The sequence below is a fragment of the Cupriavidus sp. P-10 genome (assembly GCF_003402535.2).
Lineage (GTDB): Bacteria > Pseudomonadota > Gammaproteobacteria > Burkholderiales > Burkholderiaceae > Cupriavidus.
Map to the genome: position 1 here is coordinate 1,325,837 of NZ_AP025170.1, position 11,469 is coordinate 1,337,305.

10 protein-coding genes are annotated in these 11,469 nt (G+C 68.6%); 7 read left to right on the forward strand and 3 right to left on the reverse strand.

The window, feature by feature from the left end; translation table 11 throughout:
• Positions 1–194 precede the first annotated feature (194 nt).
• From CTP10_RS06175 to CTP10_RS06185, 3 genes are all read left to right on the forward strand, one after another.
• Entirely contained in the window at positions 195–653 is a 459-nt protein-coding gene (locus tag CTP10_RS06175; RefSeq protein WP_116317787.1) for a hypothetical protein, read from the forward strand.
• A gap of 229 nt (positions 654–882) precedes the next feature.
• Positions 883–1,308, forward strand: a complete 426-nt coding sequence (locus CTP10_RS06180; protein WP_116317788.1) for a hypothetical protein — start codon at positions 883–885, stop codon at positions 1,306–1,308.
• 307 nt (positions 1,309–1,615) lie between these two features.
• Positions 1,616–2,695, forward strand: a complete 1,080-nt coding sequence (locus CTP10_RS06185) for an alpha/beta fold hydrolase (protein ID WP_116317789.1) — start codon at positions 1,616–1,618, stop codon at positions 2,693–2,695.
• A 24-nt stretch (positions 2,696–2,719) separates the two neighbouring features.
• Here CTP10_RS06185 and CTP10_RS06190 read toward each other — a convergent pair whose 3' ends face one another.
• Together CTP10_RS06190 and CTP10_RS06195 are read right to left on the reverse strand one after the other, a co-directional pair.
• A complete protein-coding gene (locus CTP10_RS06190) occupies positions 2,720–3,775 on the reverse strand; it encodes a bifunctional UDP-4-keto-pentose/UDP-xylose synthase (RefSeq protein WP_271815575.1) in 1,056 nt (351 codons plus the stop codon).
• A 67-nt stretch (positions 3,776–3,842) separates the two neighbouring features.
• A complete protein-coding gene (locus CTP10_RS06195; protein ID WP_442875119.1) occupies positions 3,843–5,582 on the reverse strand; it encodes a glycosyltransferase family 39 protein in 1,740 nt (579 codons plus the stop codon).
• A 253-nt stretch (positions 5,583–5,835) separates the two neighbouring features.
• On the opposite strand from CTP10_RS06195, the gene CTP10_RS06200 reads away from it, so the two are divergent.
• Both CTP10_RS06200 and CTP10_RS06205 read left to right on the forward strand, forming a co-directional pair.
• Positions 5,836–6,507 (forward strand): response regulator, encoded by a 672-nt coding sequence (locus CTP10_RS06200; protein ID WP_116321064.1) that lies wholly within the window; start codon positions 5,836–5,838, stop codon positions 6,505–6,507.
• Entirely contained in the window at positions 6,504–7,862 is a 1,359-nt protein-coding gene (locus tag CTP10_RS06205) for an ATP-binding protein (RefSeq protein ID WP_116321063.1), read from the forward strand. The genes CTP10_RS06200 and CTP10_RS06205 overlap by 4 nt, the downstream gene beginning before the upstream one ends.
• A 57-nt stretch (positions 7,863–7,919) precedes the next feature.
• On the opposite strand, the gene CTP10_RS06210 is transcribed toward CTP10_RS06205, so the two are convergent.
• The gene (locus CTP10_RS06210) at positions 7,920–10,265 is read right to left on the reverse strand and encodes a Tex family protein (protein WP_116321062.1); all 2,346 of its coding nucleotides are present in this window, start codon (positions 10,263–10,265) and stop codon (positions 7,920–7,922) included.
• Between the two features lie 143 nt (positions 10,266–10,408).
• Between CTP10_RS06210 and CTP10_RS06215 the strand changes: the two genes are divergently transcribed.
• Positions 10,409–11,230: a hypothetical protein gene (locus CTP10_RS06215; RefSeq protein WP_116321061.1), complete on the forward strand. Its 822-nt coding sequence runs from the start codon at positions 10,409–10,411 to the stop codon at positions 11,228–11,230.
• 33 nt (positions 11,231–11,263) lie between these two features.
• Positions 11,264–11,467, forward strand: a complete 204-nt coding sequence (locus CTP10_RS06220; protein ID WP_116321060.1) for a DUF465 domain-containing protein — start codon at positions 11,264–11,266, stop codon at positions 11,465–11,467.
• The last annotated feature ends 2 nt before the right edge of the window (positions 11,468–11,469 follow it).

An 11,469-nucleotide genomic window follows, 5' to 3' on the forward strand; every position in this document is an offset into this window, starting at 1 on the left:
CCCAGGGGGCCAGCGCATGCCATGCGCCACCCGCCGGCGCCTTGCCAGGGCGCTTGTCCCGGAAAGTCGGGCGGCTCCGCGGCCTACCCGGGACCAGGGCCTCATGCGCGCTCTTGCCCTCCGCCAGACAATGCAACCCTCAACCTGTCACAGGACCACCTTAGTGGTGGTCCATCTCCTCAAGGAGCCGTGCCATGCGTCCGTTGCAGCAGTGGTCTCGCCCGTCCAGCCGGCATGCCGACGAAGTCCGTCGCGCCCGCCAGCCGCGACGCGCGCTGCCGCCGTGGCTGCGACGGGCCCTGCGTCACCGCATGGCGCAAACCGGTGCGGTGCTGCTGCCGCCGGCGCTCCTGCTGCTCTACGTCTTCTGTCATTCACATGCGACCTGGGATGCGTGGCTGGCCTCACTGCGTGAGCTGGACCACGATCACGGCGCGCCGGCACGCGAGCTGGGACGCGCGTTGTCGCTGGCGCGCTCCCTGCGCGGACGCCAGGCGCCGGATGCGGCGCTCTTGCGCACCGCGGTGCAGCTGGCCGCCGACCGCGTGTCGGCGTGCCTGGCGGCACGCTGGCGCAGTCCGGCACGGCTGATGCCGTCGCTGCTGCTGCCGCCGCTGCTGCCGCTGTTCGTAATGTTTGGATGGCTGCACTGACGCAGGGCGGCTGAAGCCGGCGCCACGCGCCCGCTATCCCGCACCCGCCACACCCTGATCCAGGAGTCAGGCGCCGCGCTGCTGCCGCGATGGGAAGGCAGCCGGCCGGCGCCAGGCACTCGGCCCGCACGGCGAAGGCGATCCCGTGCGGCCCGCGCATTCCGTCGACGATCGCCTGCATGAGGGACCGCAGCGGCCACGCTCGCGGCATCCCCTGTTGGAGATAGCAATGCATAAGAAGTTTGCCAGGACCCTGCTTGCCACCGCCGCACTTGCCGCCGGGCTGAGCCTGACTGCCCACGCGGGTGTGGGTGACGAAGCCACCCGGACTGCCGCGCATGTCCGCAACGGGCAGCGCGACGCGTTTTCCGACGGCGCACACGGGCCCGCGACCGAGGCCACGATGCTGCCCGTGGTGGCGCGCCAGGGCATGTCCGTGTGCGCGGTCCGTGGCTTTGATCCGTACCGGGACGGCATGCGCAAGCCTGATCCATACACCGACGGCGCGCGCATGGGACAGTTCGACCCGTTTACGGAGGGGACCCGCATCAGCTCGCGCGACAGCTTCAGCGACGGCGAGCGCAGCGGCTCGCGCGATGGCGGCGAATGCCTGACCGCAACCGGGCGCGAAAGCGCCGCGAGCGGCCACGCGTGAGTGAGCCGGGCGCGGCGGAACGGCCGGTCCTGGCGCGCCCGCGACAGCCAGGCCAGGGAATGTGCGCCATGACCCGCGCATGCCCAATCCTGGCGCACTTTGTCCGTTGATTCACCTGCCAACTCCCACCGGCCCGGCGCCACGCCGGGCCGCTGCATCCGCGCAACCGGGTGCTTCAGGCGCAAACGCTTGCCAGGTCCCGTCGATCCTTTCCTAAACTATTGAAGTCACGCGGCGCGCCCGCGCGGCAGGCCGGGCCCACGGGCCCCGGCTGCCGTCAGGCCGTCCCAGCACCGCGCGACCCGACATGCCGATGTTCAAGCAGCAGATACGCCTGTGCACCAGCCGGGATGGCGTTCGCCTTGCCTACGCCGTTACGGGTGGCGGCGCGCCGCTGGTCAAGGCGGCAAACTGGATGAGCCACCTCGAGTTCGATGTCGGCAGCCCGGTGTGGAGCCATATGATCACGGCGCTGTCGACCGCCCACACCCTGATCCGTTATGACGAACGCGGCTGCGGCCTGTCCGACCGCGATATCGAAGACCTGTCCTTCGATGCCTGGCTGCGCGACCTGGAAACGATCGTCGATGCTACCGGGGTAGAGCATTTTCCGCTGCTGGGCATCTCGCAGGGCGCATCGATCGCGGTGGCCTATGCGGTGGCGCACCCGGAGCGCGTCAGCCACCTGATCCTGCACGGCGGCTACGCCCGCGGGCGCCTGAAGCGCGATCACCTGAGCCAGAGCCTGCGCGAGGAAGCCGAATTAATGAACAAGCTTGCCGAACTAGGCTGGGGCCAGGAGAACCCCGCCTTCCGCCAGTTCTTTACGACGCAGTTCATCCCGGGCGGCACCGCCGAGCAGCATGCCTGGTTCAACGAGCTGGAACGGGTATCGACGTCGCCGCTGAATGCCGCGCGCTTCATGCGCGTGTTCAATGAGATCGACGTGGTCGAGCTGCTGCCCCGAGTCACGTGCCCGACGCTGGTATTGCATGCGGTACGCGACGCACGCGTGCCATTCGACGAGGGCCGCCTGATCGCCAGCGAAATCCCTGGCGCACGCTTCGTGCCGCTGGAAAGCGGCAACCACCTGCTGCTGGAAACCGAGCCCGCGTGGCACCGCTGGCTCGACGAGGTGCGCGCCTTCCTGCCGGCCGCGGCACCGGTGAGCGATCCCGCGTTCACCGCGCTGACAAGGCGCGAGCGCGATATCGTCGAACTGATCGCTCAGGGCCGCGACAACGCGCAGATTGCTGCCCACCTGGACCTGTCCGAGAAGACCGTGCGCAACCACATCACCAGCATCTTCGCCAAGCTGGAAGTGGAAAACCGCGCCCAGGCAATCGTGCTGGCGCGCAAGGCGGGCTTCGATCGCGCTGACGCGTAGGGTGCCGGTGCCGCGTGCCTGGGCCTACGACTGGTTCACCAGCGTGCGCGCGTCGGTGACGTGGCCGCGATAGGCCTCGAATATGCGGCGCAGCGACTGCTCCATGCTGACCTCGGGCTTCCAGCCCAGCTCGTCGATGGTGTTGTCGATCTTCGGCACGCGGTGCTGCACATCCTGGTAGCCCTTGCCGTAGAAGTCGCCCGACGAGGTCTCGACGATCTGCGTCTTGCGCGCCTCCTCGGCGTATTCGGGATAGTCCCCCGCCATCTTCAGCATCATCTCGGCCAGCTCGCGCACCGAGTGGATATTGGCCGGATTGCCGATATTGAAGATCTTGCCGCTGGCGATGCCGTTGGGGTTCTCGATGATGCGCATCAGCGCGCTGATGCCGTCCGAGATATCGGCGAACGCACGCTGCTGCGCGCCGCCGTCGACCAGCTTGATCGGCTCGCCGCGCACGATATGGCCGAGGAACTGCGTCACCACGCGCGATGAACCTTCCTTCGACTCGAAGATCGAGTCCAGGCCCGCGCCGATCCAGTTGAACGGACGGAACAGCGTGTAGTTCAGGCCTTGCTCCATGCCGTAGGCGTGGATCACGCGGTCCATCAGCTGCTTGGAGCAGGCATAGATCCAGCGTGGCTTGTTGATCGGGCCGTAGACCAGCGGCGAGGCTTCCGGGTCAAACTCCTCATCGCTGCACATGCCGTAGACCTCGGAGGTCGACGGGAACACCAGGTGCTTGCCGTACTTGACCGCGGCGCGCACGATCGGCAGGTTGGCCTCGAAATCCAGCTCGAACACGCGCAGCGGCTGGCGCACGTAGGTGGCCGGCGTGGCGATGGCGACCAGCGGCAGCACCACATCGCACTTGCGGATGTTGTACTCGATCCACTCCTTGTTGATGGTGATGTCACCTTCAAAGAAGTGCATGCGAGGGTGGTCGACGAGGTCACCGAGGCGGTCCGTGTTCATGTCCATGCCGTAGACCTCCCACGGCGTGGTTTCCAGGATGCGGCGCGTCAGGTGATGGCCGATGAAGCCGTTGACGCCGAGAATCAGTACTTTCTTGCCTTGCATTGCTTTTGACGATCGCATGGAAAAGAAGGCGTGCCGCGCAGGCGCGGCACGAAACACCGGCAGCACGCTAGCGCACGCCGGCGACGGGGAAGTTGGCCACGGCAACGCGCCGCCAGTCGCGCGCGATCACGTGCATCGGCACGCGCACGCTGAGTTCGGCAAACGTCGCTGGCGACAGCAGCGCCACGGCACGCGGGCCGTGCTGCCACGCATCGACAAAGGCGTCGACGGTCGGCAGCCAGTTCTGCGGCTCCTGCTCCGTGCCGAAGGCCAGTTCATCAGGCTGCGCCACCATGGTCAGCGGATGTCGCAGGTAGAAGGGCAACGTATGGTCGAGCATGCCGACGCCATACAGCGGCATGCCGGGTCGCAGCACGCGCTCGATCGGCGCGGCCAGGCCGATGCCAGATGCCGAGCGCCCGATGGCCTCATGGCCGAGCAGGCCGACGGTAAATGCCAGCAGCATGCCCAGCGCGTAAGCCGCGATGCTTGCCATGCGCCCGTGCCGGTGCCGCAGCCACAGCGCGGCGACCGTGCTGGCGCAGACGAGGGCAAACGCAAGCGCCACCCACACGGCGTAGGCGCGATACAGCAGGTTGGGCGTGTTGTTGGAATCGAGCGTCGCCACGATCGGGCTTGCCAGCAGCCCGAGCGCGCCGATCGACAGCATCGCCCAAAGCTGCCTGCGCCATGCCGGCACGCTTGCCTGCGTCAGCGCGGCACCGGCGAGAATCGCCAGCGCCGGGAACACCGGCAGGATGTAGCCGGGCAATTTCGAGCCGGACAGGCTGAAGAAGACGAAGATCGACACTGCCCACAGCGCGCACATCAGCGCGGGCTGGAACGGTGCCGGGCCGCTTGTGCCGGCACTGCCGGCAGTGCCCGCGGCGCCGGCGCGATGCCTGACGGTGCGGACCATCGCGGGCAGCATCCCAAGCCACGGCAGGAAGCCACCCAGCACCAGCGGGACGAAGTACCACAGCGCCCCCTTGCGCGCATGCACGGTCGAGGTGTAGCGCTGCCAGTGCTCGTGGATAAAGAAGAAGTGCAGGAACTCGGGATTGCGCCGCGCCACCAGCCAGTACCAGGGCACCGCCACCCCCAGCATCAGTGCGAACCCCGCCGGCGCATGCAGGCGCCGCCACAGCGCCAGGTCGCGCGTGGCACAGGTGTACGCCACCAGCACCAGTCCCGGCAGCACCAGGCCGACCAGCCCCTTGGTCAGCAGCGCAATGCCCATCGCCGCCCAGCACGCCAGCATCCAGTTGCGTTGCGCCGATCGCGTGGTGCGCGGGTGCTGCGCCAGCAGCATGCCCGCGAGCACGCAGGCCATGACGCCGGAGAGCGTCATGTCGAGGGTATTGAAGTGGGCCGCGGCATTCCACATCGGCGCCGATACCAGCACCAGCCCGGCCAGCCAACCTGCGCGCGCGCCGAACCAGCGCGCCGCCGCCAGCATCGATGCCGCCACGCCGGCCAGGCCCGCGAGTGCGACGCACAGCCGCGCCTGCCATTCGCCGACGCCGAACAGCGTGTACGAGAGCGCCGTCACCCACATGTGGAAGGGCGGCTTCTCAAAGTACTTCAGGCCGTCATAGCGGATCGTGACCCAGTCGCCGGTGACCAGCATCTCGCGCGCGATCTCGGCGTAGCGGCCTTCGTCCGGTCCCAGCAAGTGGCGCACGCCCAGCGTGCCGAACCACAGCAGCGCGAACGCCAGCACGGCGAGCGCGAGCGCAAGGGCGGGGATGCCTGCCACGCGGACGGCATGCCCCGGCCCGGCGGCGAGGCGCCCGGTGCGGGGCAGCACGGCGGGGGTGGCAGGGCTGGAGGGCAGGTGTGACGGCAAGGCGGCGCGGAAGGAAGAGTTGACGGCCTTGTCGGCGCCGGCGCCAGGCGCGGCGTTGAACAGGACAAGGCCTGGCAATGCGAGCGCGAGGATAAGCCGCCAACCTTAATGGCACATTAAGCCTGCGGGCTCACAATCGATATCCTTCGCGGCGTGATTGCCGCGCGCCGCGCGTAACTCCCGCGCGTGACTCCCGCATAACACCCGGAACATGAGAATCCTTATCGTTGAAGACGACCCCATGCTCGGCGATGGCCTGCGGCGCGGGCTGCAGCTGCTGGACTATGCGGTCGACTGGTTCGGCACCGCCACCGAAGCCGACCATGCGCTGGAGATGGCCGACTATGACGCCGTGGTTCTGGACCTTGGCCTGCCCGGCGAGGACGGCATGGCGCTGCTCGCGCGCTGGCGCGCGCGCGGCTGCCGCATTCCCGTGATCGTGCTGACCGCGCGCGATGCGATCGAAAGCCGCATCGGCGGGCTCGACGCCGGCGCCGACGACTACCTGGTCAAGCCGATCGCGCTCGACGAACTGGCCGCGCGCCTGCGCGCCGTGACGCGCCGGGCCGTGGGGCTGTCGTCGCCGGTGTGGAAGCACGGCGCGCTGGAATTCCATCCGGCCGGCAGGCAGGCGTACTGGGCCGGCACGCCGGTGGAGCTGACCAGCCGCGAAGCCATGCTGCTCGAACTGCTGCTGGCACATCCCAACCGCCTGCTGACGCGCGACTTCCTGCGCGACAAGCTCTATGACTGGCAGGGCGGCGTGGAAAGCAATGCCCTTGAAGTCCATATCCACCACCTGCGCCGCAAGATCCATCCCAAGATCGTGCGCACCTTCCGCGGCGCGGGCTACACGCTGGGCGCTGCCGAGGACTGCCAATGACGCTGCAGCGCCGGCTTATCCTTGCCGTGCTGATCGCCACGCCGGTGGTCTGGCTGCTGACCATCGGCCTGACCTACGTGCGCGCCCGGCATGAGATCAACGAGCTGTACGACACCGACATGGTGCGCATGGCGCTGCAGATGCACTCGGTGGTGCCGATGGTCGACCTTGCCGCAGGGCCGTCGCGCACCCGGCTGCCGCAACTTGTGGAGGGCGACCAGGGCGATGCCGGCCTGGGCGACCTCGCCATCGCCGCGTGGCTGCCGGACGGGAAGCCCCTGCATATCGATCCGGAGGGCGACCTGCTGCCGCGCGCGCCGGGCTTGAAGGGCTTCAGCGACACCGTCCTCGGCCAGCAGCGCTGGCGGCTCTACTACCTCGACGATCCCGATACCGGCTGGCGCGTCTGCGTCGGCCAGCAACTGGCCGAGCGCAACGAGTTGATCCTGTCCTATATCGCCGCGCAGGTGCTGCCATGGGCCGCGGGCCTGCCGATGCTGATCGGGCTGCTGATCTGGTTCACGCGCCGCGCGATGGAACCGGTGCGGGCGTTGTCGGCCGATATCGAACGGCGTGCGCCCGATGACCGCCAGCCGCTCAGCCTGGCGGCGGTGCCCGGCGAGCTGGTGCCGCTGGTCCATGCCATGAACCGGCTGCTGGCGCGGGTTTCGGACTCGATCGAGCACGAGCGCCGCCTGACTGCCGACGCGGCGCATGAGATGCGCACGCCGCTGGCTGCGCTGAAGGCGCAATGGGAGCTTGCCGAGCGCTCGCCGGACGCCGTGGAGCGCAACCAGGCCCGCGCCAACGTCGCCGCCGGCATCGACCGCATCAGCCGGCTGGTATCGCAATTGCTGACGCTGAGCCGGCTGGAAGATGCCTCGGCACTGCCGTCCCGCCAGCCGGTCAGCTGGCTGCCGGTGGCGCAGCAGGCGCTGTCAGACTGCCTGGCGCTGGCGCAGCAGAAGCAGGTCGACGTGGAGCTCGAATGGCCGGAGCAGGGCGGGGAACCGCTACCGGTCGCGGGCGATGCCAACCTGTTGTCGCTGCTGCTGCGCAACCTGCTCGACAATGCCATCCGCTACAGCCCGCCGGGGGCGCTGGTCACCGTGGATTTCCAGCCGGACGGCATTACCGTGCGCGACCAGGGGCCGGGCATCGCGCCCGATGTGCTGGCGCGGCTGGGCGACCGGTTCTTCCGCGGGGGTGGGACGCAACGGGAGCACGGGCATGGCCTTGGTGTTTCCATCGCGCAGCGCGTGGCGCGGCTGCATGGGCTGGACCTGGCCTTTGCCAACCGGACCGACGGCGCGACGGGGCTGGCAGTGCGGATCGCCCGGGACGGGCCCCAATGAAAAACGCCCCGCACGGCTTGGTGCGGGGCGCCAGGGATGTCGCGGGCAGCGAGCCGCTCAGCGCTTGAGCTTGGCGAATGCCGCCGCCATTGCGCCCGCCGGCTCCTGCTCGCGGCGGCCGCCGCCGCTGCTGCCCTTGCCGCCACTGCGCTGGCCGCCGCGGTCGCCGCCGGCGCGCGGGGCCGCCTGGCCGGGCTCGTCATCCAGGCGCATCGACAGCCCGATGCGGTTGCGCTTGACGTCGACCTCCATCACCTTGACCTTGACGATCTGGCCGGCCTTGACCACCTCGTGCGCGTCCTTGACGAACTTGTTCGACAGTGCCGAGATATGGACCAGCCCGTCCTGGTGCACGCCGATATCGACAAACGCGCCGAACGCCGCCACGTTGGTGACCACGCCTTCCAGCACCATGCCAGGCTGCAGGTCCTTCACGTCCTCCACACCTTCCTGGAAGGTCGCGGTCTTGAACTCGGGGCGCGGGTCGCGGCCGGGCTTTTCCAGCTCGGACAGGATGTCGCGCACGGTCGGCAGGCCGAACGACTCATCGGTGAACTTCTCCGCCGACAGGCCGCGCAGCGCTTCGCGGTTGCCCATGACATCACGCAGGCCCTTCTTGATGGCGTCCAGGATGCGTTGCACCACCGGGTACGCTTCCGGGTGCACCGACGAGCGGTCCAGCGGGTTGTCGCCATCGTTGATGCGCAGGAAGCCGGCCGCCTGCTCGAAGGTCTTGTCGCCCAGGCGCGGCACCTTCTTCAGCGCCGCGCGGTTGGCGAAGGCACCGTTGGCATCGCGGAACTCGACGATATTGCGTGCCAGCACCGTGTTCAGGCCCGACACGCGCGCCAGCAGCGGCGCCGAGGCGGTGTTGACGTCCACGCCCACGGCGTTCACGCAGTCTTCGACCACGGCGTCCAGGGTGCGTGCCAGCTCGCGCTGGTTCACATCATGCTGGTACTGGCCCACGCCGATCGACTTGGGATCGATCTTGACCAGCTCGGCCAGCGGATCCTGCAGGCGGCGTGCGATCGACACCGCACCGCGCAGCGACACGTCCAGGTCCGGGAATTCCTTGGCGGCCAGTTCCGACGCCGAGTAGACCGAGGCGCCGGCCTCGCTGACCACGATCTTGGTCAGCTTCAGCTCGGGCATCTGCTTCATCAGGTCCTGCACCAGCTTGTCGGTCTCGCGGCTGGCGGTGCCGTTGCCGATCGAGACCAGCGCGACGTTGTGCTGCCTGGCCAGGCGCGCCAGCGTGGCGAGCGAACCGTTCCAGTCGCGGCGCGGCTCGTGCGGGTAGATGGTGGCGGTATCGAGCAGCTTGCCGGTGCTGTCGACCACCGCGATCTTGCAGCCGGTGCGGATGCCGGGATCGACGCCCATCACGGACTTGGGGCCCGCCGGCGCGGCCAGCAGCAGTTCATGCAGGTTGCGGCCGAAGACCTTGATGGCTTCGCTCTCGGCGGTCTCGCGCAGTTGCGTCAGCAGCTCGGTTTCCAGGTGCGGCTGCACCTTCACGCGCCAGCACCAGCGGCACACGTCGCCCAGCCACTTGTCGGCGGGGCGGCCCAACTGCTGGATGCCGACATGGCGCGCGATCATGCCTTCGCACGGGTGCGGCACCATCGCGTCCTGTTCTTCGCCCAGGCCCAGCTTGACCATCAGCACGCCCGCGTTGCGGCCGCGGAACAGCGCCAGCGCGCGGTGCGACGGCACCGTGCGGATGGTTTCGCTGTAGGCGTAGTAGTCGCGGAACTTCTCTTCCTCGGCGGTTTCCTTGCCTTCCATCACGGTCGAGGCGACCACGCCGTTGTTCCACAGGTGTTCGCGCAGCTTGCCCAGCAGTTCCGCGGTCTCGCCGAACTGCTCGGACAGGATGTCGCGCGCGCCGTCCAGCGCCGCCTTCACATCGGGCACGCCGCCGTCGGCGGTCGGGTTGCCGTTGACGTACTTGGCCGCCTCGGTTTGCGGATCCAGCGTGGGATCGGCCAGCAGCGCCAGCGCCAGCGGCTCCAGCCCGCATTCGCGCGCGATCTGGGCGCGGGTGCGGCGCTTGGGCTTGTAGGGCAGGTAGAGGTCTTCCAGCGCCTGCTTGGTTTCGGCGCCCTCGATGGCGGCCTGCAGTTCGGGCGTGAGCTTGCCTTGCTCCTGGATCGACGCCAGGATGGCCGCGCGGCGGTCTTCCATGTCGCGCAGGTAAAGCAGGCGCTCTTCCAGGTTACGCAGCTGCGTGTCGTCCAGGTTGTCAGTCACTTCCTTGCGGTAGCGGGCGATGAACGGGACGGTGGCGCCCTCGTCGAGCAGGGCCACGGCGGCCGCGACCTGGCGGGGCTGCACGGACAGTTCAGCCGCGATGAGCGACACGATTTTTTGCGAGACGGAAGCGGGCAGGTTGGACATCTGAAAACGCAGTCGGTCGAAAGCGGGGCATTTTGCCACAAGCGCGGCGCGGTTCGGCCACGCTGGCCGCTGGCGCCGCGCAAGGGGCGTTACCAGCATGTGCGGGGCAGGCCGCCAGGCGGCCCGGATGCTAGAATCCCGTCATGATCGTCAAGCCCCGTCCGGCCGCCGCCAAGGCCACTTCAGCGGCAACTTCGCCGACACCCTCACCGGCCATGCCAACCGTCGCCAACGTGCCGAAATCCGTCCTCTTCCAAGCTGCCAGCCTGGCAGTGCTGGCGCTCGCCGCCGGCGCCGTGCTGATGCCGGTGCGACCCGCGCTGGCGCAAGCCTCGGCACCGGCCGCGGCAACGCCAACGGCCGCCGGAGCTCCGCGCGATTTCGGCGCCGAACGCAAGGCCATCGGCGATTCGCGCGCGTGGACCAACTACCGTTTCTCCGCGGCCGAGCACGAGTGCTACAGCAAGTTCTTCGTCACCAGCTGCATCGACAAGGCCAAGGAAGCCCAGCGCCAGGAGCTGCAGGTGCTGCGCAAGCGCGAACTGGAAGTCGGCGAGGCCGAGCGCGCGCACCGCGCCGCCGAGCGCGACCGCGACCAGGCGCTGCGCCGTGCCGAATTCGAGGCCAGCCAGCCGCAGCGTGCCGCCAGCGAGAAGTCCAGCCGCACCACATTCGAGAAAAAGCAGCAGGATCAGCAGCTGCGCGAGGCGCAACGCCAGGGCGAGGCGCCGCAGCGCGCCGCCAACGCGCAGTCGTACCAGCAGAAGCAGTCCGACTTCGACGCCAGGATGAAAGAGGCGCAGCAGAAGGGCGGCGAGCAGGCTCGCCAGCGCGAGGAAAACGCGAAGGCGTACGAGGCCAAGCAGCGCGACCTCGAGCGGCGCCAGAAGGAACTGGAAGAGCGGCGCGCCAAGGCCAAGGAACAGCAAGGCCAGGCGTCGGCGCCGCGCCCGTTCGGCTTCTGAGCCGATCGCACTGACCGTACCGCGGAGGCGCACATGGACAGCAACCTGAATACCCTGGAACGGCGCATCATGGAGTTGCAGATCGAGCACCGCGATCTGGACTTCCTGATCGACCGGCTCTCCGGCGACGCCGTCCATGACGAGCTGCAGTTGCGCCGCCTGAAAAAGCGCCGCCTGAAGCTGAAGGACGCCATCACGCTGCTGCAGTTGCAGCTCGAACCCGACGTGCCGGCCTGAGC

What these genes read in the sequence shown, in the direction of transcription:
- CTP10_RS06175 (WP_116317787.1), top strand. Translation starts at nt 195, where the DNA reads ATGCGTCCGTTGCAGCAGTGGTCTCGCCCGTCCAGCCGGCATGCCGAC.
- CTP10_RS06180 (WP_116317788.1), top strand. Translation starts at nt 883, where the DNA reads ATGCATAAGAAGTTTGCCAGGACCCTGCTTGCCACCGCCGCACTTGCC.
- CTP10_RS06185 (WP_116317789.1), top strand. Translation starts at nt 1,616, where the DNA reads ATGCCGATGTTCAAGCAGCAGATACGCCTGTGCACCAGCCGGGATGGC.
- CTP10_RS06190 (WP_271815575.1), bottom strand. Translation starts at nt 3,775, where the DNA reads ATGCAAGGCAAGAAAGTACTGATTCTCGGCGTCAACGGCTTCATCGGC.
- CTP10_RS06200 (WP_116321064.1), top strand. Translation starts at nt 5,836, where the DNA reads ATGAGAATCCTTATCGTTGAAGACGACCCCATGCTCGGCGATGGCCTG.
- CTP10_RS06205 (WP_116321063.1), top strand. Translation starts at nt 6,504, where the DNA reads ATGACGCTGCAGCGCCGGCTTATCCTTGCCGTGCTGATCGCCACGCCG.
- CTP10_RS06210 (WP_116321062.1), bottom strand. Translation starts at nt 10,265, where the DNA reads ATGTCCAACCTGCCCGCTTCCGTCTCGCAAAAAATCGTGTCGCTCATC.
- CTP10_RS06215 (WP_116321061.1), top strand. Translation starts at nt 10,409, where the DNA reads ATGATCGTCAAGCCCCGTCCGGCCGCCGCCAAGGCCACTTCAGCGGCA.
- CTP10_RS06220 (WP_116321060.1), top strand. Translation starts at nt 11,264, where the DNA reads ATGGACAGCAACCTGAATACCCTGGAACGGCGCATCATGGAGTTGCAG.